Below are 20047 nucleotides of genomic sequence, written 5' to 3' on the forward strand. Positions count from 1 at the left end.
TTTTATAAAAAGCCCTGATTTTTGATTAGTGTTGTTGGAGTTAATCAAAACAATACAGCATGTAATATTACTACAAGGGGTAATACTAGAGAGTCACTTTTTGAGTAATACTAAAAATGCTTGTTCTGTTTTGCCACAAATGCTATGGATCGACTGGAGGAATTGTTACGCTGCTTAGTTGACGAAGCCTGTGGACACCCACCCGGTAGCCCAGAACGTCAAAAACTGCTCACGCGAATCATTCGCTTAACTTATAGCAAACTCTGGAGAGAAACAACTCCCTACTATCAGGATGCACTGCAACAAACCTGGTTATATTTTTGCCGCAATATTTGTGAAGGAACAACAGGTCAAACATACAATTCATCTTTAGGTAGTGTGACAACTTGGTTGAATGTTTATTTAAAACGCAGACTACAAGACTTTTACCGCGACTATCAACAACAACAAGCCAGAACAGTCTCTCCTAACATCAATCGGTTTCGTTCAGGTGAAGCAAGTGAAATCGTTGATCCTATAGATAACCTTGCTGCTGAACCTGATGTTCCTCCGATTCTAGAAAACGTTAAGTTGTGGGTAGAGAAAGATGCTGATGGAGAATTACGCCAAACACACATTCAAGGATGTCCGCAAGCAAATTGTCAAGTGTTAATTTTGAAACGTATGCCACCGGAAGTCAGTTGGAAGGAACTTTCAGCGGAATTTGGTCTGTCTGTTTCTACTTTAAGTAGTTTTTATCAACGCCAGTGTCTTCCTCGTTTACGAAAATTTGCTGAAAAAGAAGGATATTTGTGAACTAAGATTTCTTCAGTGAAACTCTGGTGGGTTCGGGGCAGAAGATTCTGTCCGCCAAACTTCACTGCAATCTTCTAATGTAAATAGATAAAAATCAGGCGATAGCTAGCCCCTTAGGGGGCCGGAGCGCTCCGCTTGCCTTACGAGCGCAAAGCGCACGCTACGCGCTTCGGCAGATCGCCTTCATAATGAAGATTAATTTTGAAGCAATACAGTACAATTTGCTGACTCCAGGTCAGGGTATTTTTAAAAATTTATCACATGACGCTTCACAAGTTAATTTTATGGTAAGAATTGCTGCACTCAGGAGTCAGAAGCGGAGCCACCAGCCTCCGCTCCTGGATTCTGACTCCTGAATTCTTACATTTTATGAATGAAACAAACGCCGAAATATAAAATGAGAGACTTACAAGGAACGCTCTGTTCCATTAGCAATCATCCCAATTAAATTCAAATTACTCAAGATTTCTGTCGCTTGAATCACTTCTTTGCAAGTCACCTGATCCATCCGCCCTACCATGACAATTCCATCACAAAGAGAAGCTACAATTCTGGCATCAACTGTGCCAATAATCGAAGAAGTATCTATCATCACAACATCATAAGTTTGCTTGAAAAATTCTAGCAATTCTTTCATCCGTGCAGAACTCAAGAGCTTAACTATATCTTCAGGTGTTGGTCCAGCAGTCAAAACATCAATAGAAGGATGAATAGGCTGGATGTATTCCTTAGCAGAGGAATTTGTTTCCTCGACTAACAATAAAGATAAACCCCAATCATTAGTTAATCCCAAGATTTTGTGCAAATTTGGCTGTCGCAAATTTGCATCAATCAACAGAACTCGTTGATGCATACGGGTAGCACTCATCGCAAGTCCCAACGCTAAAGTTGATTTTCCTTCTCCCGATATTGCTGAAGTCAACATCACAGACTTGTAAGGAACAGAAGACTTTGATATCCGAATGTTTTGATACACCATATCGAGCGTTTCATGGGAAGGTAACAAACCGTAGACGCTGAGCTGTTTTTCATCAGATATAGGTTGTGATGATAAACCAGCCTTGATTCGCTGCAAAGGTAGGTGAAACAACCTCTTTCTCGTACTAAAATGTGGTAGTTTTGGAACTGCTCCTAATAAACGGAGATTTGTCAGACTTTGTAACTCTTCTGGGGAAGAAATAATATTATTGGATTCTGATATCAGGGCTGCAGCAATACCAAAAATCGGTCCCAATAACATTCCTCCAAGTAATAGAAATAGTTTCTTGTTATTTATGAAATAAGTTCCCACTTGAGGTTCTTCTAAGACTTGGAAATTAAACCCTCTCTGAGCCATCTTCAATCCTAAAGACTGTTGCGCTACCATAAGTTGCTCAAGTGTTTTGCGATTTGTTTCTACCTCTGGTAACAAACGGTTGTACTCTGCTATCAAACTTGGATATTTAGTGAGTTCAGCGCGAATTTCTGCTTCTGAATTAGCAAGACTTTTTTCATTAGCACGCAATCCCAAGACTGCTGTCTGAACCTTAATGAACTCTTCTACAAGTTTGAAATCACCTTCTGTGACTTGTCTTGCAGTCTGTTGTGCTTCTTTTGTACCAGACAATATCTTTGTATCTAGTGACTTTTGTGTGAAAAAATTATCGGATATCGCTTCCCCAGCTTTGTCTCCTACTGTTCGTTCAATCTCTTGTTGTAGTAGCGTTACTTGAGTACGTCGCTGCTGTATCAGTTTTTGGACTTCTGGATAATTATCTGTATAACGTAACCGTTCTTGAGCTAAAGCCAAATCGGTTTTTTGAATTTCATTGAGTAGTGCTTGGTAACGGGTTGATTGACTCAAGCGAAAAGAAATAAGTTCATTTTTGGATAAAGATGATAATTCTTGTTTTAAGTTGTCGTAACGAGCTTGTAAGTCTTTAAGATGCGCACGAGTGATTCTGATCTGTTTTGTAATATCAGCAAGAGATTCTAGAAGAATTTTACCTTGTTGCTGCGGGTCTATTAAATGATGTTTTTTACGAAACTTTTCTAAATTTCTCTCAGCTTGATTCATTTTGTCTTTCACCTCGGACAGTCTTTGATTGATGAAAGTTAGCCCTCTGGAAAGACTCTGTTTTCGTCGCTCTATGTTATGTTCTTGATAGATCTTTTGTAAAGATTGAAGAATCTTTTGTGCTCTGACTGCATCGTTGTCTTTAAAAGATATTTCAAAAACTTGATTAATCGCTTTATTTTCTGCGATCCGTTGTTCTAACGGAGTAATCACCAAAGGTCCCTGTTGACCTTTCTTACCTTTGATATGTTCAACTGTTAAATATGGATATTCAGAATGAAGTAAATCAACTGCTTTTTGAATCAGCTTGGAACTCAGCATGAGCTTCTGTTGAGTCGTGTAGTCAATAACTTCTACATCAGAGTCAGTCAAATTGCTTTGTGCTCCCTTTTGGGTATGACTTAACTGTACCCCTTCATTTAGCTTAGAACTTACCAATATTTGTATAGTACTTTGATATGTCGGTTTTGCAGTTAAAGCCAGAACGCTAGCAACCGACATAACTATGCTAGAAACCCCCAAAATTCGCAAGCGTCGCCGAAGCAGAATTGTAGAAAGTTTTCTGCTCTTAGCCTTGCTTTGTGGGGAAGCAATAACTATTTGTTTATGCTCCAGACTCATGTCAACCACAATCAAAGTCCTCTTTATATCAAATTACTTTTTCTACAAAATTGTGAGAAATTTTTTGGAGGAGATCAAACAAGTGCAGGTAGAAAATTTTACTAAAAACTAACTCTGAACTTCTGTGACTTGATAAACTCCTTCTTTTTTTCTACACCATACACTATTCCAACTTAGCGAGAACATTCAGCTTAATTTTCCAAATACGTTAAAAAGTCAGACAGAATTTAAAGTTAAAATTTTGAACAACATCTATGAAAAGTAAGAAACTTTTCTTCAAGACGATAACGGTGACAAGATGTAACCTCTACTCAAATATTTTTATTTTCATTTAAACCTAAGTGAACAATGCTGAAATAGTCAATCCTATTTGTCTATCTTTACCATATCGTTATTAATCTATTTCTGTGACTTGGTAGTTCTAACATAAGTTTTTTATACAATCATTGTCATACTGTTAATTTTGTCAGAAATATTGCACTATCTTGATAAGAAGATTTTTTCCAAATAGTTATGCATCGAAAATTCTTAGTATTGAAGAATACTCAAACATCTACTGTTCATCTATATGTTTATCTTTTGCAACTCGCTCTTAATGCTTGTTAGAACAAGATAAGTAAAGCAAAAGTTTGAAGATTTGGAATTTGACAATCATCAAATCAGTGGTTCAATGGTAACAAGCAAATCTTTTGATATGTTTGTATGGGTAACAGTTTTATCAAACTAACAATTGTATACAGTATGCTGAGTAGCAAGCAGCTTTAAAGGTTGATATTTATATATTGAAACTTGTAGACAGGTGTTTGAATTGACTTGCGAGGAAATCAAAAACCGATTTTTTTTTATTTATTCGGTCATCAGAATTAAAGATTTAGTGAAGATAGACACAAATGAACAGTTACCAGTTATCAGTTATCAGTTATCAAGGAAGCGCAGTATCAGTTATCAGTTATCAGTGTGTACTGTGTACTGTGTACTGGTCACTGTGTACTGTCTACTGTTTTAAGCTATAGCCTCCGCCTTATTTAATTCGTTATCCCGCCGCCTAGGTACTTCATAAGTCATAAAATCATATGCTATGTCAGTATTTGGAAAAATCGTACGAGCTTCTTGAAGTAAATCTTTCAAGTCTATTTCATTTCCAGGAGCATAGCGAGGACTAAAATGTGTCATTATAAGCTGACGTACTCCAGCAGTTAAAGCGGTTTGCGCCGCCATTGTGGTTGTGGAATGTAATCGTTGAAAAGCCATTTCCGCATCTTGATGAGCAAAGGTCGCTTCGTGAATTAACACATCTGCATCTTGTGCTAATTCGACTGCGCCGTCGCAATAAATTGTGTCTGTACAATAAGCAATTTTGCGTCCAGTTTCCGTAGGTCCACAGAATTGTTTACCATCAATCACTCGCCCATCAGCAAGAGTCACAACTTCACCCCGTTTGAGTTGACCGTAAATGCGACCAGGAGGAATTTGCAACGCTTTGGCTTTTTCTACATCAAAACGTCCTGGTCTGTCTTTCTCACAAACACGGTAGCCGAAGGTCGTCACGCGATGATGCAAAAGACCACAGGTGACTATGAATTCATCGTCTTCGTAAATCACCCCTGGACGTACGGCGTGAACTTTGACAGGATAAGAAAAGTGGGTGTGGGAGCAGCGCGAGGCGACTTGCAGGTAATCATTTAATCCGGGTGGACCATAGATATCAACGCGTTGTACATTTCCTGCTAAGCCACAACTGGCGAGAAGACCCATTAAGCCAAAAATATGGTCGCCGTGCATGTGAGTCACAAAAATTCGGGAGAGTTGACTGACTTTTAGTTCACTCCGCAAAATTTGATGCTGAGTCCCTTCGCCACAATCGAATAACCACATCTGAGCGCGTTGTGGTAACCTCAGGGCGACACTAGAAACATTACGCGATCGCGTAGGTACACCGGAACTCGTCCCTAGAAATGTTATCTGCACAGCCTTATTTTGCCTTCCTCTTGCTGAATTTGGCACTCTATTCTCTATAGTGGCACGGAAAAATGCAAAATTCTTTTGCCAGAATGTCTATCTTTGTGGAGGTTATTTTATTTATAAATTATCCAGAATTTTAACAAAAATCACTATCTTAAAATACTATCAGGTACTAAATAATACAAAAAAGATACAAAGACGCCAAGCAAACTTAGCACCTTTGTGTCATACGATGAGTAAATGATGAGTAAATCTTTAACTGCTACTTGATGATAGATTATTCAAAAGCCGGTCGCGAATTGCCCTCAGTTGCTCCTGGTTATTGACTGGGGAGCGAGGTCCCGGTAATTCTGTATTAGGCCAGCCCATTAAATCAAAGCATGGACACAGCAACGGAGGCATACCCACGTTTTTCACTGGTACTGGCATACTGCAACGAGAGCAAGGAGACAAATCCCAAGCAGGTGTCAGTAATTCTGAAATGGTTTCGTGCGTACCTTCTAAGTAGCAGTCCCCCGATTCAGGTGAAATAATTCTTTGCCAGCACTCTTCAAATTCATCACTGTAACGGTCACCAGAAATGACCTTTTGCGGCAGTAAGGTTGCCGCACCGTTGTTGATAACAACTTTCTTGCCTAGCTGGAACCAGTAAGCTAAGTATCTTTTTACGTCTTTTTGTGATGCCATGCTAATCATTCTAGACTGTAGATTTTAGTTTTTAGATGAGGAATTTTAAATAAACTCTTAAGAAAAGTTACTAAGTTGTTAACTATTGGTTACTTTCTCATCAAAAAGAAGTCAGGTCTTTAGTTACCTCGACTAGGCAAAGGGGAACCTAGCAAACCCAGATTCAGAACATGACCCCCAGTCACTAAATAAATTTCTTGGCTGATTCCTCCCAACTGACGCACTAAATGACCTAGGCGATCGCGAAAGGTTCGACCAGCAGCATAAGCTGGTACAACACTCCAACCTGTTTCTTCAGCTACAAAAATGACATCAGCAGCAACTAACTGCACTGTTTCTAAAAACTCTCTAACAATATTTTCCCAAATTAACTCATCTTGTTCCAGCAGATTTGCTACCCAAGTGCCTAAAGAATCTACCAGAAGACAGTTGTTTGATTTTGCGTCAGTCAAAACAGTAGACAATTCGTACGGTACTTCTAATGTAGCCCAATCTTGAGGACGGCGTTGTTTATGTTGTTGAATACGTTGTTGCCATTCTTGATCATCTGAGTTTTCTACTGCCGTTGCCACGTAGATAACCACTTTTTGTGATTGCATTGCCAGCATTTCTGCCCATTCACTTTTACCAGAACGTGCTGGTCCCGTCACTAATATGACTTTACTCAAAACTGTTTACCTAGTATGTTGAATTGAGAAGGGCTAAAATTTTTCATCATCAGGCTGGCAACTTGCCGACAAAATAATTTTTAATAGTAAGACTAGCACCAGCATCATTTGAAGGCTCAAGTGTGACATATGAAGTAAGTATAACTTTAATAAGTGTCACTGACCCCTGCCGTCATGCGAGGGGTTTCTACGGAGGAGATAGCGGAGTAGCTCTTCTGCCTTCATTGTTGAACACTACAAAGCACAGCACACTTTCTTTGAAATTAGTATGAAAGCAAGCATAAAACGCATAGAGGCAACTCTACACGATTTGGGAACTCGCAACACTGGTGTTTCTGCTGAAGCAGATGGCTTAACAAAGCAGTCTCTATCGTTTCGGATTAGCATTGGGGGATCAGAGCAATCAGAAACTGCTCCTGCATTTTCTGAACAGGAGTCTTCTACCGACTCGGAACAAAACTCACCGACTCATGATACCTCTGTGCAGACTTTTCCAGCGCAAGAGAGTGGTAGCAAGATACCAAGCCTACCTAAGTTGAAAACTCCTAACTTTACTAGCCATCGCAACGGAGCAAATCCCGCCTTTGCAATGAATTTGTTGCAAGATATTCACGAAAGTGTCACTTCCTGGCAAAAAGAACTGCAAAAAATTGTCCGGCAGATTCAAGATCTTTATTTAGAAGGACCAATTGTCAATGGCTGGCTAGAGTCTCATGAAAACAAAACGCAACCAGGAGGAACTGCAACACTGCGCCATGCGGAAGTTGATCGCTTAATGGATTACGTAGAAGAAATTTGTGCAACCGATAGCAAAGTTTCCTGTCAATCACCCCGTGCTGGGTATCATCTTTGTGGTTTAGATGCTTCTGGTAAAGTGTGGTCACGTCCATGTCCAGCTGATCAGGTTGCTAGCGTGAGTATGGCGATCGCCCGTTACCAAAAGTTACGCCAACTCTTGGGACGAAAGCAATATCTAGAAATCCGTCTGACTCAACTGGCAGAAAGTCTTGTGATTTTACACGGTCACATTCAATCGCCATGAAATTTGACTAAAAAAGCACAGAATTGACTAAATCAGAACTCAGAAAGCTTGTTTTACACCTATTAATGAGTCGGAATGCGCAGCAACTCAAATTTATTCGTATTAATTCGTCAACAGAATTCTGAGTTCTGTATTTTGAGTTCTGCAAAGAAATAAAAATAATTTCATCTTTTTCAAAAAACTCGATTGGTCAGTCGGAAATTTTGCTGATAATCAGCGAAAGAGCAGACTAGAGTTAGATTTTGTGATTGGTGAGTCGTTGATCGTTAATGGTTAGTAATTAGTAGAATAATTAACAACTATCAACCAAAGACAAACAACCAACAAAATCCAAAAACAAAAATATAAAGCTCATGCCAAACCCGCAAATTTCTGCCATTATTTGCACTCACAATCGAGATACCTATCTAGGCGCAGCGATAGATAGCCTTTTGGCACAGGATTTTTTTGGTGAGTTTGAAGTCATAGTGGTGGATAATGGGTCGAGCGATCGCACAAGCGAAGTCGTCAAACACAGAAGCCACGATCCTCGCCTTAAGTATATCTTTGAGCCTGTCATTGGTTTATCTGTTGCTCGCAACACTGGCGCGAGAGTTGCTAGTGCTGAAATTTTGGCATATCTTGATGATGATGCCGAGGCTAGCTCTGACTGGCTACAGATTTTGTACTTGGCTTATAAAGACAATCCCAAATTAGCAATTGCGGGTGGCAAAGTCACTCTACTATGGCCTGAAGGAACCCAAGCACCACATTGGCTATCAAAAGGATTATCTGCCAATTTGGGAGCATACGACTTGGGCGATAGTATCGTCTACATTGATAACCCAGGACAAACCCCCAGAGGCTTAAACTATTCTATACGCCGCAGCTTTTTAGAAAAAATAGGGGGTTTTGATACTCATCTCGGTCGAGTTGGGACAAAATTACTATCCAACGAAGAACTGCAAATGACTGAATTTGCCTTGCAACACCAAATGCAAGTTGCTTATCTTCCCAACGCCAAAGTTGCTCACAATGTTGCCCCAGAACGCCTTAAGCGTTCTTGGTTTTTTAATCGAGGTTGGTGGCAAGGGGTGAGTGAGTGTTACCGGGAACAACTTGCTGGCAAAGCTGGTTTAGGGCAGTTGCAGCGTGGTAGCGAGCGATTTCTGCGTGGCTTATATAAAACAGTACAGTACTTTAGTGATCCAGCAGAAAGGTTTGATAAATTTGTGTATGCATATGGTCAAATTGGTTACTTAAGTACCGCGATTCAGGGTCTTCTGTCCAAATCAAAGAAAGAGTAGCAACTCATGACTGATATGTCTTTCAAATTACCAGTTTCCGTACTGATACCCGCAAAAAACGAACAAGTCAATTTGCCCGCTTGTCTAGCAAGTGTTCAAAGAGCTGATGAGGTGTTTGTTGTAGATTCTCAAAGTAGTGATAAAAGCGTCGAAATTGCTCAAAGTTATGGCGCAAACGTTGTACAGTTTTACTTTAATGGAAGCTGGCCTAAAAAGAAAAATTGGTCTTTAGCAAACTTACCCTTCCGTAACGAATGGGTGTTAATTGTTGATTGCGATGAGCGCATTACCCCAGAACTGTGGGATGAAATTGCTCAAGCAATTCAAAAGCCTCAACACAATGGTTACTACCTCAACCGCCGAGTCTTTTTTTTAGGAACATGGATTCGCCACGGTGGTAAATATCCCGATTGGAATTTACGTTTATTTAAACATCAAAAAGGTCACTACGAAAACCTGAATACAGAGGATATTCCCAACACTGGTGATAACGAAGTTCACGAACACGTTATCTTGGATGGAAAAGCCGGATATCTGAAAAACGATATGATACACGAAGATTTCCGTGACCTTTATCACTGGATAGAACGGCATAATCGTTATTCCAATTGGGAAGCTCATGTCTATCAAAATCTGCTCACAGGTAAAGATGATAGTGATACAATCGCCGCAAATCTCTTCGGGAATGCCGTACAACGTAAACGCTTTCTGAAAAAACTGTGGGTGCGATTACCATTTAAACCGTTTTTGCGGTTTGTTTTGTTTTACATCATTCAGCGCGGCTTTTTGGATGGTAGAGCCGGGTATATTTATGCACGACTTTTAAGTCAGTATGAGTATCAAATAGGCGTAAAACTATACGAATTACGGCAGTATGGTGGTCATCTCAATATCACATCTACTCCCAGTACTGAGAAACCTTCTCTATCTCAAGAAATCGGGCAAACAGTACTTTAGGAGAAACTGAGGACAAGGGGACGCATGAATCCATAAAAAACGGAGTCAGCCTTATTAGAACGAGTACTCGTGGGTGCCGACAGTGAAACTAGACAAAGGAGCCAGTCTCGTGCGCGGGTTAAGCGCGTTGAGAGACCTGGCGTGCTGACTCCGTTTTTTACCGAATTTTTCCACGGGGAGGACACTTCCAAAAATTATCCACGAGATACGAAACAAGTAAGCTTGTGAGCTTGAGTAATGACTAATGATGAACCTTTTGTAGATTTACGTAAATATAACCAATCCTGGTTTGATCGAGGACGAGCAGGTTGGTATATTTTGTTATGGTGGTTTGTACAGGCGATCGCCTTCCCCCTGACTCCTCACCCATTCAATAGTCTACGTTGCGCCTTGCTGCGGCTTTTTGGTGCTCATATTGGTAAAGGCGTATTAATTCGACCGAGTGCCCGCTTTACTTATCCTTGGAAAATTACAATCGGGGATTACAGCTGGATTGGAGATGACGTAGTTCTCTACAGTCTTGACCAAATCAACATCGGTGAACACTGCGCTATCTCTCAAAAAAGTTACTTGTGTACTGGTAGCCATGATATAACAGACCCAGCTTTTGGGTTGAAAACAGGAAGTATCACCATTGGCAATGGAGCATGGATAGCCGCTGATTGCTTCATTGGACTGGGAGTGACAATTGGGGCTAATGCTGTAATTGGTGCTCGTAGTACTGTTTTCAGTGACATACCCCCTGGGCAAGTTAGCTGGGGAAATCCCTGCACTCCCCAATATCTAAGAAAGATGAGATAGGGAGGGCAGAAAGCAGAACGGATAAGGATTTTTATCTGTAGTGCTGTACTACAAGCTCATGACCTACAAAACTTCAGAGGATGTCAAACCGCTTTGAAATACTGGATGTCGTCCTTAAGATACGAGCACACCTTACCAGCTTTTTGTAATCGTCTGCCAACTGAGAGAATATCCTCAATTCGTTTCCCCAGCTTTAACTTCAATTCCAAAACGCTCAGTTCCCCAAGACGCACCAGTTCTAGAAATTGCTCTGGAAAGCTCTTGTCAATCATATTGGGAACTGCAGCCTCCAAACTGAGTGCCCACCAACACGGCTTACCAGCCCCGGTTCCAAACCGAAAAACCTTTTTTCGAGCCTCCAGATAAGTCAGTTTTTTAAGAGTCGTACTTCTACTCATTGCGATGTGAGATGCAATTTCTGAGGTTGTCTGAGGGATTCTCAGTAGTGAGATGATAGCTGCCTCTTCCTGTTTAGATAAAGGTAATTCAGTTAATGTGTTCGCTTGGCGTCTACTTCTGGTTGAAAACGGAATTGGATTTAATCCCTTTAACTCAGTGCATTTCAAGCAAACTGGTTTTCCGCGCAGAAAAGTTCTAGGGATGCTTTGGGATTGGCAAAATTGACAAACTTGTGATGTACAACCAGGGTAAATATACAACTCCACTTTTATCCTCCTTACGCTGCTATGCCTGTTTTGATTTGTGCCAAAGCAATTTCAATTGCTTCAAAGTTCAGCTATTCAAAGTCATTAGAACAACAGAGTAAAAGCCCCTTTTTGGGGAAAACCATCAAAATAAATCTCCAACACGCGCTTGTGCTATAAGTTAGGAAACAAGAACTGCTCCGACTGACTCCTTTGTAGTTTCACAGTAGAGGAGTAATTCCTTTTAATTACGCTCTATGTGCCTTTGCATGGGAATTAAATCCATGTGTATAGCGTGTCTTGGGGAATTTCTTCTGTGTCTAGATATTTGAGCGCAGTTATGAGAGAATGTAGCCACACTAAAAACCTCACGGCTGCACGTAGCGTAAAGCAACTTTTTGAACGATAAACTACAGACTCTTCGTTGTAAGGAAAGCCTTATTTTTTTTCCTGAAGTCAGTAATAAAACGACATCAGTAGACTTTCGCCTCGGTGATAAAGATGTCATAATTTTTGAAAGTTTTTTTGGTTAGTTTGCCGCTTGACGCGGCTTTTTTTTGAGAAGTTGCAAATAAGCAACTAATACGTGATGATTTGCTTGAATTAGCTGTTTTTAGCTGTATACTCTACGCACTGTGAAGACGATGAGTGCGGAGCTTTTGGTTTCACTCGCTGTCGTCATGTTAGGAACACTCTAAAAATGTCTGTCTTTGTTCTTGTGGACATGCTTCGTCTCGGCATGCTCCTTTGACAATACCCCAACCTTATACCAAGTTGGTGTCATTCGTGTAATCTGTCCGCAGCCAGCGGAACTAAGTGTAGCGTGGCAATCTCATGCTTCAAAGTTACACCATAGACTGCAATTTAGCTGAGGCAGCAGAAGCCCCACATCTGATGCGACCTACTGCAGAAAGACCCTCCTCACCGGAGAAATGACTGGAGAAATCGACTAAGCCCAGCCTACGGCTCGCTTCGCTAACGTCCATTAATTTGGAAACTCCGTTGCGAGCGTAACTCACATCTTGCGCCAAGAAAAATTGATGGGATTTTGTCACTCAGTACAAACCCTAAAGCCCTTATTTTACCGGCAAAAGCCAATAAAAAGCATGTAACTTTATTGCGCTGTTTTTTCCTCGTGCCCAAGCTTATACGGACAGGTGCAAGATCTGAGGTAAGCGTTGCAATATCGTTGAGTGAATAGGGCTTAGTCTATTTCTTTGTCCCAACGCGTCACCATAACTTTCGCTTCTCAAACATCACACATCCGCTTGTTCCAAATTCAAAAAACAACACTAAAGATGCAAACCCTGATATGGATAAAAAAAACAAAAGTAAAGATGCAACCCTGATATAGAACAAGAAATGTCTTTCGAGCGGAAAGTGTGTGTGTCGTGAGAAAACCTGTACAAAACGCAAGGAAGGCCCTACGCCCCAAAGTTGCGGAGCGACTTTGCCCCAAATCGGAGATTTGGGGAGGGGTTTTGGAAAACCCCTCCCCCGTTCCTGGAAGGAACGGGGCAACCTACCTGAAGGGCAGATTGGGCAGTAGGGCCGACGAAGCCATCGCGTTGAATCGTGTCACATTTGCGTAAAGAAACGAACCTTAACGTTAGCGGCTCCCGAAGGGAGCTTCCTTTGTTGTTGATTCGTTGTTGATTACTGAATACTGCATTCTGACTTGTTCAATCATCTGTTGTAACTGCTTGTGTGACGTTTAGTTAAAGGTCGTGCCTGTTCTGCGTTCGATTTTGTTGAGATATTCGACAATCGCTGCTTCCACAAGCCGACCTTTCCACATTGCTTGTTGCCTAGCGAACTCGTGTAACCTCTGGGCAACAGTTTTGTCTATGTATATGTTGACGTTGATTCTTTCTGTTTCAGTAGCTCTAGTCATATACTTTAAAAGTACTTACCAGTATTGATAAATATATTTATAACTTGAAATTCTAGTAAGTGCAACGTCATGATAGAAATTTATTACTCAGTAAATGATTATGGATGGTGACGCCCGCAATAAGTTAGCACAAGCCATTAAGGGAGCTAGGGGGGAGAGGAGTCAGAGGAGATTTGCCAAGGATTTGGGTGTAAGTTATGTGACTATCCAACTTTGGGAACGCGGAGAAGTTATCCCAGATTTGGGAAATTTGGAGGCGATCGCCACGTCTCGTGGACAAACTCTTGAACAGTTGCTTGCCGAAATTAGAGGACAAGCACCAGAAGTCACCCATAAACCAAAAGTGGCAGAGGATGTTATCCCTACCGCCAGGCAGTTATCCAAAAAGGAGTGTGTGCGTTTGATTAAGCTTTTAGTTGATGAGGTGAGTGCAGGGGTTTAGTTCATTTTACGAAAAGCCTCACACTGACCGAAGAGGGGGGAAGGTGGGATCTCCCCTCAAAAATTCGAGCTCCCCACGGAGGACCCAATGCGGACCTCCCGTTGCAGCAGTGGCTTGTCTTGGGTTTCACGCCAGGTCGCAAGGCAGGGAGGGGGTAAAGGGCAAGGGATACAGGCCCCTAACTTTAGTTATGAGGTTTCCTTGCTCTTTAACCTTTACCCTTTTCCCTGCCCCAAGGACGTTGACTCATAGCTACTTTCTACAATTCGCTCAAGACATTTGACGACTTCTTCAAATTTCTCCTCATCATTCTGAAAAAACCAATCTGTAAACGCTTCCAACACCTCGTTTTGTGTATAGCCTGCGGTAAAAGCAGTATCTACGAACACGAAAACGCACTCTCTAAGAGTCCGCCTGCGTTCGCTGGAAAATAATTCAGCAAAAGGATTGTAGATTTCGGCACCCTGAGAATGATTGCTTTGCATCGTCTGTTAGTCTGCTGTACTGATAGATTTATCGGAAATTTAACGAAATTTCCCGCTTAAAATCCCTGTCGATTTATCACAGGGAGAAGCCAAAGCCTGTGCAATTGCAAAAGACACACTAGTCGGTATTCAGTACTGAGTCATAAAGAGTATGCTTATGAGCGAGTACTGATTGAAGAAAGCAGAACAAACTCTTTCTTCTTAACTCAGTACTCATTGCCAAAGAATTGATTGATAACCCAGCTGTTGTGGGTGGTTTTTCAATCAGCGCACTCATCACTCAGAACTCAGAACTTTTCGTTCTGATTCTGCACAGACTTTTTTAGTTACAAAAAGCACAATTATCTCAGTAATCTATACTAGAATAGATGTGGATTTAGAATTCTTTATCAAGAAAGGCAGAGGGCTCCAGAGCAGCAGGAGCTGAAGGAATTAATCCCTTATTTGATTGCAAGGGATTTCTGGGGGACCAGAGAGAGCTAAGGGTTTAAAATCCCTACCAAATTGAAAATTGGGTGGTTTTCGTCATAGTTGGTTTTGTATCCCCGTCTGAACGAAACATAAATGCTCTCTGCCTCCAGCTCCTGCTGCCTTCTTCAATTTTCAAGGTACGGTTATTTTTCAAGGCTTGTCTAAAATGATGCTGTCAGCTTTTTTGTCATTTGAGTTTTCATCTTGGGAGTTCATTTTTCATTTGAGAAATATAAGGTAAAGGACGGTGGAAACTGAGGCAAGATGTTGTCGTGGCACATAACGACGTGAGGGCGTGTGCTTTGCACTCACTCGCTCCACTGTTTGCCAATGGTATTCACAAAAGAAACTTTGCGATATCCGTAAGGATGAGTGAGACCTTCACCCAAAAGCAAATAATTCAATATAAGCGGTTGCTCAGTAATAGGTATGAGGTGTCACACCCTTCACCTGTAAATCCGGCAGAATACACACCCACTATAAAGCGGGTTTAGTCAAAACTTTTTGGTAAAGGATGGACAAGGAAGACAAGCCAGACAAGCAGAGCTATTTTTCTCTCAAGAGTTCAAGAGCTTTCTATACGCGTGCAAGTTTCTTATCCGAGTAGTCTTGCTCCACAAAACACTGGCTCCCGGACTACATAGCACTGCACTGATCTGGCAGAGTCACTTACACCAGGGAAACAAGAACCGCAGTGCTGGATTCACCGTAAGTGGCTCACAATCTTTTTATCGGGCTATTTCTCCTCTAGCACCGCAGTTTTTACACGTTTAAACCCAACGCTAATCGTCCGCTTCCTCTATGACCATCTAAGGTTTCAACATGAGAACAGGCAAGTGAGTTGTATAAATTGAGTAAGCACATTTCAGTATAGGCTGCAATAGCCCTCTTAATCCCGTGTTGGTTTAGCTGTGTCGTGATCAAGGCTGCTCGTCTCTCTAGTGCAACCTTCATGAATGCTTTTATGAGTTTAAAGTTTTTGAGAACACCGATTTCTTTATGATCAATAGTTGCAGTTTTCACAAAAATTTTAGAGAAAGCCCATCCCTTTAAAGGATGTGGATGAATGTGCTGTTCCTGAAGAAATTGTGGTATAATTGATTTCAGAGTAAATAAGCACACGGGAAAGAGTTTTTGAGAAGACGTCTGTAACGATTTGATATCAGAACGTAAAGCACAAGTTGGCACAACTTCAAAGCGTAGTAAAAGTCCAACAATCCCACCACTTTTGAGGCATGGGAATTTTGTCAATTGCTTAGATTGATGAATAAACGAAAGTTTTAGCATACAGCACCCTATTGATGATTAGCCAGCAGCAGTGAAGTGTTGTTGGCTTTCTTGTATAGAATGCCCTAGTTAATCCTCCTGCCTTGCACATGGTCGAGGATTTTTGGTTTGTTCGCCATAAGAGCTGCTCCGTTGCTGTGGAAAAAACCTGTACAAAATGCAAAGGTGCTCCCCATTTGGGTTCCGGTGCTGCACAAAAACTCCTGGAGGAAGCGAAATCAAGCGGGTTATTAATAATTCCTCATTAGGTGCGAAAAATCTTGCTTGATTTATTTAGTGAACCATTGCTGCAGCAAGTTAACCCGGAAGCAGGCGATTTTTTATTTCACCGCACAAAGTTGCTTTGACAGACTACTAGTACTCGACCACACAAATTTTGACAGGTTATCAAAAACCCGGTTTCTTAAAGAAACCGGGTTTCTAGCCTTCACGACCTGTCAAAATTGATGTGACAAACTACTAGTAGACCTCTCCAAAAATGGCTATGGAACCAATACCCCGCGCTTGCACTAAAAATCATTTTTGGAGAGGTCTAGTGAGAAAAGTTTGTGAGCTACTGAGTTTTGAGTTGTTTGTTGGTCAGTTTTTGCTTCTTCGGAACTTCCGATGTTGCGGAACTTTAAACTAGTCAGGCAGCCCCACTCCTTACGAGGAATTTAAAATTCGCTCATTCGCTCATTCAAAATAACAAAATAAATAGATTCTTTTTTTGAATGAGTGCATTTTGAGAAAAGTTGGAGTGGAGGCTTTCTCCGCTTCAATCTATGCCCGTAGTGTATGCACAAGGAACGGTGATGCGTAAATTGGAAAGTGTCTGATTTGGGATGCTCCTGTGCGAGTTAGGCTGATTAATTTTTGACCAAGAAAGGACTCAGAATTCATAAAGAGTGCAAGCCCCTAAATTTAGAATGTTTTTGGTCAATTCACGAGGGGGAGGAAGCGTTAGTCAACGATTAACGCTTCCTCCCCCTTACAATGATGATCATTATTTCCTGTGGGATATTTTATTTTTGGAAGTCCCTAGGCGTGGGAGTATCAATTTGCTGTGGGCAAAGTCTGCCGGACAGAATCTTCTGTCCGGCGAGCTTTATGACAATGGGTCGGTTGCGCATTTTGTGCAAAAATGAATGCGTTCTCCCACCCCTAACCTGGAAGGAGGGGAAGTTGATCATCAAACTTGTGTTTGAGAAGTGCGATCGCATCATCTAGGCAATTCTCTGGCAAACGAACAACTAAAGCAATGAGCTGCTCTCTTGTAGATTCTTGCTGGGTTGCAACAACAGGAGTAACAACAGAGGGAGTGACACCCGAATCCACGCTGTCAAGTTCAGATTTAAAGAAGGGGTAAACATCACCGGTGGCTGTGCGACAGATGTAGCAATCACCGGCTTTGACTTCGACAACTTCTACAACTTGTCCGTGATAAGGTAAATCTTCACAAATGACCTTGAACTTTTGTTGTTCTTGGTGATTTAGTTTACTACTACCAATACGAGTGGTTTTTTGGCTGTAAGTCTTCCCCTGACGCGTTACTGTCCGTTCATAATTCGGTGCAATTTCACCTCTACTTTCAAGCTTTTTGCGCCAAGCACGTACAGTACCTTCGTCCACTCCACAGTGTTCAGCTATCTTTACGTTACTTCTGCAGGCACCGTAAGGATGCTTGAGCGCTCCTATGATAGCTCGTTGCTTATCAGCATTACTGCGCTTTAAAGCTTTGTGCTGATTCACTGAGTAGCTATGCCACTTAGCATCCTTAAGCGTTCCACAGCGGATTTCGACGAGAATTTTACTCTCACCCAACTTCTCAAGCGCAGCATTGCGGTGATATCCGTCTATTAACCAGTAGTCCTGACCGTCGTAGTAAGCTAAGGCAGGTTCAAACTGAGCGCCCTTGTTCCAATCGCCTACCAAGTCTTCGATATGTTTTTTATCGAGTTTCTCTCTTGGTTGCGTTTCACCGTCAAGTCTTAGTTGCTTCCTGTCAAGCTCAACCACATGAACTTCCATAAGATGCTGTCAATGATGAGTTTAAAACAAAGATGGCTTCCTGTATCAATTCTTCTGTTTCTGTTGTTGAAATTTTCAAACGTTTGGCTATTTCGGTGACTTTTTTATTGAGAAGATAAGACTCCCGAATCACCTGCTGATGCTTGGAACTGAGTTTGGAGATGGCTTCATGTAGCCGATGATTGAGTTCTTGTTGACTGATTGTTTCCAATTCTTCTATTTTCGGTTCGTAGGACAACTCGTCCCAACTGATTGTTAAGCGCTGGGAAACTGTCAATTTTAAAGATTCCCACTCTTGAGTGCTGATTCCTAGTTTGGCAGCCACTTCCGCTTCATTTATTTGTCTTCCTAAAGCAATAAACTGCTTTCTGAGTCGTCTGATCTTACCTAGCTTTTCTATGAAGGAACGAGGAATCTTGAGAGGCGATGCATTATCCCGCAAGTAGTGCTGAATCTCACCTTGGATGTAAGGAACGGCGAAAGAACTGAAAGCATTACCCATTTCTGGCTGAAAGCGTTCAACTGCTTTGAGAAGTCCAACGAATCCAATTTGATACAAGTCTTCGTAGCTTTCATTACATTTTTTGACCCAACGATGCACGATTTTATGAACCAGCTTACTGTGTGTTTGAGCAATCTGGTTACGTGTTTTGACGTCAACTGCGGGACTCACTTTAGTCCTATTTTTTAATGATGCACCCATAAAACCACTGAGAAGAAATTTCTAAAGATATGAATAGCGCATATCGCACTGAATCGATAAGTAGGGAAAACACGGAAGCACAACTTTACACTTGCTTTACATTTAACTATTGGTTGTTGCTATTGCGTAAACCCGGTAAAATAATTCAGGGTAGACAAGCTTACTTTGTTCACCTGCTAAAATGTCATGCCAAATCAATTCATCAGAAAGCTGTATTTTTTCTGATTTCAATCGTGTAACTATTAATACTTATTTGTATCAGTATTAAGAATTGACACTTGTAATGGTCTATTTATCGTTAAAATTAAAAATCGATATAAGATTTAGTCTAAATTTCCAAAAATAACAGCCGAAGATAACATTTTTCTGCCACAGTCACTATTATGGCTATTGCTCGTCGTCATTTCTTATTTTTACTTGGAACTAGTGCGGGTGCTTTTATTTTAGATTCTTGTGCTTTGGCACAACAGAATGCTTCAAGCGAAAACAAACCAAGTCCAGACACACCAAGTCCAGACACAACAGGTGCTATCCAGCTACCTGAGCTACCCTATCCCTACGAAGCGCTTGAACCACATATTGATGCTGCAACAATGCGGTTTCATCATGACAAACATCATGCGACTTACGTAAAAAACTTAAATGCAGCATTAGAAAAACATCCAGAACTGAAAAGTCAAACTGTTGAACAGCTGCTGCGTAACCTTAACAATGTACCTGAAGATATTCGTAAAACGGTGCGTAATAACGGTGGTGGTCATGTGAACCACTCAATGTTTTGGACAATCATGAAGCCGAATGGTGGTGGAGAACCAACAGGGGCGATCGCCGATGCTATCAAACAAAACTTCAGTAGTTTTGCTGAATTCAAAAAGCAGTTTAACGAAGCTGGTGCAAGTCGTTTTGGGAGTGGTTGGGCTTGGCTAGTCCGTACCAAAGATGGCAAGCTTACGGTGACAAGTACAGCTAATCAGGACAGTCCCTTCAGTGAAGGTAACTACCCAATTATGGGTAATGACGTATGGGAACACGCATACTACCTCAAGTACCAGAATCGCCGCGCCGATTACTTGGATGCTTGGTGGAATGTTCTGAACTGGGATGAAATTAATAAACGGTTTGCACAGGCAACTCAGGCGACGTGACAGAGGATGAGGGAACTAAACAATTCAAAATTCAAAATTCAAAATTCAAAAAAAAGAACTTTGAATTTTGAATTTCTCCCCATCTCCCCAT

The 20047-nt window shown here is 41.3% G+C and carries 17 protein-coding genes; 7 read left to right on the forward strand and 10 right to left on the reverse strand.

Features of this window, described 5'->3' with window-relative positions; genetic code table 11:
• Positions 1-144 precede the first annotated feature (144 nt).
• The gene (locus tag DP117_RS27715) at positions 145-795 is read left to right on the forward strand and encodes a sigma-70 family RNA polymerase sigma factor (protein ID WP_169221420.1); all 651 of its coding nucleotides are present in this window, start codon (positions 145-147) and stop codon (positions 793-795) included.
• A gap of 406 nt (positions 796-1201) precedes the next feature.
• Here the strand turns inward: DP117_RS27715 and DP117_RS27720 are convergent, their stop codons facing one another.
• The 4 genes from DP117_RS27720 to cobU form a co-directional block, all read right to left on the reverse strand.
• Positions 1202-3472, reverse strand: coding sequence for a tyrosine-protein kinase domain-containing protein (locus DP117_RS27720; protein WP_169221438.1), 2271 nt, complete (start codon positions 3470-3472; stop codon positions 1202-1204).
• A gap of 1002 nt (positions 3473-4474) precedes the next feature.
• Positions 4475-5440, reverse strand: a complete 966-nt coding sequence (locus DP117_RS27725) for a ribonuclease Z (protein ID WP_169221439.1) — start codon at positions 5438-5440, stop codon at positions 4475-4477.
• 249 nt (positions 5441-5689) lie between these two features.
• Entirely contained in the window at positions 5690-6121 is a 432-nt protein-coding gene (locus tag DP117_RS27730) for a hypothetical protein (RefSeq protein WP_169221421.1), read from the reverse strand.
• Between the two features lie 119 nt (positions 6122-6240).
• A complete protein-coding gene (cobU, locus tag DP117_RS27735; RefSeq protein ID WP_169221422.1) occupies positions 6241-6789 on the reverse strand; it encodes a bifunctional adenosylcobinamide kinase/adenosylcobinamide-phosphate guanylyltransferase in 549 nt (182 codons plus the stop codon).
• Between the two features lie 268 nt (positions 6790-7057).
• Here cobU and DP117_RS27740 point away from each other — a divergent pair, with 268 nt between their 5' ends.
• The 4 genes from DP117_RS27740 to hpsU all read left to right on the forward strand — a co-directional run bounded on the left by DP117_RS27740 (position 7058) and on the right by hpsU (position 10875).
• Positions 7058-7831, forward strand: coding sequence for a hypothetical protein (locus DP117_RS27740; protein ID WP_169221423.1), 774 nt, complete (start codon positions 7058-7060; stop codon positions 7829-7831).
• A gap of 353 nt (positions 7832-8184) precedes the next feature.
• On the forward strand, positions 8185-9117 hold the full coding sequence (locus DP117_RS27745; protein WP_169221424.1) for a glycosyltransferase family 2 protein: 933 nt from the start codon (positions 8185-8187) through the stop codon (positions 9115-9117).
• Positions 9118-9132: 15 nt separating this feature from the next.
• Positions 9133-10074 (forward strand): glycosyltransferase family 2 protein, encoded by a 942-nt coding sequence (locus tag DP117_RS27750; RefSeq protein WP_169221440.1) that lies wholly within the window; start codon positions 9133-9135, stop codon positions 10072-10074.
• A gap of 237 nt (positions 10075-10311) precedes the next feature.
• The gene (gene hpsU / locus DP117_RS27755) at positions 10312-10875 is read left to right on the forward strand and encodes a hormogonium polysaccharide biosynthesis acetyltransferase HpsU (protein WP_169221425.1); all 564 of its coding nucleotides are present in this window, start codon (positions 10312-10314) and stop codon (positions 10873-10875) included.
• A gap of 83 nt (positions 10876-10958) precedes the next feature.
• Here hpsU and DP117_RS27760 read toward each other — a convergent pair whose 3' ends face one another.
• A complete protein-coding gene (locus DP117_RS27760; RefSeq protein WP_169221426.1) occupies positions 10959-11540 on the reverse strand; it encodes a hypothetical protein in 582 nt (193 codons plus the stop codon).
• A gap of 1693 nt (positions 11541-13233) precedes the next feature.
• The gene (locus tag DP117_RS27765; protein WP_169221427.1) at positions 13234-13413 is read right to left on the reverse strand and encodes a hypothetical protein; all 180 of its coding nucleotides are present in this window, start codon (positions 13411-13413) and stop codon (positions 13234-13236) included.
• 100 nt (positions 13414-13513) lie between these two features.
• Here DP117_RS27765 and DP117_RS27770 point away from each other — a divergent pair, with 100 nt between their 5' ends.
• A complete protein-coding gene (locus DP117_RS27770) occupies positions 13514-13855 on the forward strand; it encodes a helix-turn-helix transcriptional regulator (protein ID WP_169221428.1) in 342 nt (113 codons plus the stop codon).
• A 215-nt stretch (positions 13856-14070) separates the two neighbouring features.
• Here DP117_RS27770 and DP117_RS27775 read toward each other — a convergent pair whose 3' ends face one another.
• The 4 genes from DP117_RS27775 to DP117_RS27790 form a co-directional block, all read right to left on the reverse strand.
• The gene (locus DP117_RS27775) at positions 14071-14340 is read right to left on the reverse strand and encodes a hypothetical protein (RefSeq protein ID WP_169221429.1); all 270 of its coding nucleotides are present in this window, start codon (positions 14338-14340) and stop codon (positions 14071-14073) included.
• Between the two features lie 1233 nt (positions 14341-15573).
• The gene (locus tag DP117_RS27780; protein ID WP_169221430.1) at positions 15574-16098 is read right to left on the reverse strand and encodes a hypothetical protein; all 525 of its coding nucleotides are present in this window, start codon (positions 16096-16098) and stop codon (positions 15574-15576) included.
• A gap of 1143 nt (positions 16099-17241) precedes the next feature.
• Positions 17242-18108 (reverse strand): ParB N-terminal domain-containing protein, encoded by an 867-nt coding sequence (locus DP117_RS27785; RefSeq protein ID WP_169221431.1) that lies wholly within the window; start codon positions 18106-18108, stop codon positions 17242-17244.
• Positions 18089-18781, reverse strand: a complete 693-nt coding sequence (locus tag DP117_RS27790) for a sigma-70 family RNA polymerase sigma factor (protein ID WP_169221432.1) — start codon at positions 18779-18781, stop codon at positions 18089-18091. Before DP117_RS27790 ends, DP117_RS27785 begins: the two co-directional genes overlap by 20 nt.
• A gap of 413 nt (positions 18782-19194) precedes the next feature.
• Here DP117_RS27790 and DP117_RS27795 point away from each other — a divergent pair, with 413 nt between their 5' ends.
• Positions 19195-19956 (forward strand): superoxide dismutase, encoded by a 762-nt coding sequence (locus DP117_RS27795; RefSeq protein ID WP_169221433.1) that lies wholly within the window; start codon positions 19195-19197, stop codon positions 19954-19956.
• Positions 19957-20047 lie beyond the last annotated feature (91 nt).

It is taken from the genome of Brasilonema sp. UFV-L1 (assembly GCF_012912105.1).
Lineage (GTDB): Bacteria > Cyanobacteriota > Cyanobacteriia > Cyanobacteriales > Nostocaceae > Brasilonema.

Excerpts from the sequence above, each read along its gene's own strand:
- DP117_RS27715 (WP_169221420.1), top strand. The coding sequence starts at position 145 with ATGGATCGACTGGAGGAATTGTTACGCTGCTTAGTTGACGAAGCCTGT.
- DP117_RS27720 (WP_169221438.1), bottom strand. The coding sequence starts at position 3,472 with ATGAGTCTGGAGCATAAACAAATAGTTATTGCTTCCCCACAAAGCAAG.
- DP117_RS27730 (WP_169221421.1), bottom strand. The coding sequence starts at position 6,121 with ATGGCATCACAAAAAGACGTAAAAAGATACTTAGCTTACTGGTTCCAG.
- DP117_RS27740 (WP_169221423.1), top strand. The coding sequence starts at position 7,058 with ATGAAAGCAAGCATAAAACGCATAGAGGCAACTCTACACGATTTGGGA.
- DP117_RS27745 (WP_169221424.1), top strand. The coding sequence starts at position 8,185 with ATGCCAAACCCGCAAATTTCTGCCATTATTTGCACTCACAATCGAGAT.
- DP117_RS27750 (WP_169221440.1), top strand. The coding sequence starts at position 9,133 with ATGTCTTTCAAATTACCAGTTTCCGTACTGATACCCGCAAAAAACGAA.
- hpsU (WP_169221425.1), top strand. The coding sequence starts at position 10,312 with ATGACTAATGATGAACCTTTTGTAGATTTACGTAAATATAACCAATCC.
- DP117_RS27765 (WP_169221427.1), bottom strand. The coding sequence starts at position 13,413 with ATGACTAGAGCTACTGAAACAGAAAGAATCAACGTCAACATATACATA.
- DP117_RS27770 (WP_169221428.1), top strand. The coding sequence starts at position 13,514 with ATGGATGGTGACGCCCGCAATAAGTTAGCACAAGCCATTAAGGGAGCT.
- DP117_RS27775 (WP_169221429.1), bottom strand. The coding sequence starts at position 14,340 with ATGCAAAGCAATCATTCTCAGGGTGCCGAAATCTACAATCCTTTTGCT.
- DP117_RS27780 (WP_169221430.1), bottom strand. The coding sequence starts at position 16,098 with ATGCTAAAACTTTCGTTTATTCATCAATCTAAGCAATTGACAAAATTC.
- DP117_RS27785 (WP_169221431.1), bottom strand. The coding sequence starts at position 18,108 with ATGGAAGTTCATGTGGTTGAGCTTGACAGGAAGCAACTAAGACTTGAC.
- DP117_RS27795 (WP_169221433.1), top strand. The coding sequence starts at position 19,195 with ATGGCTATTGCTCGTCGTCATTTCTTATTTTTACTTGGAACTAGTGCG.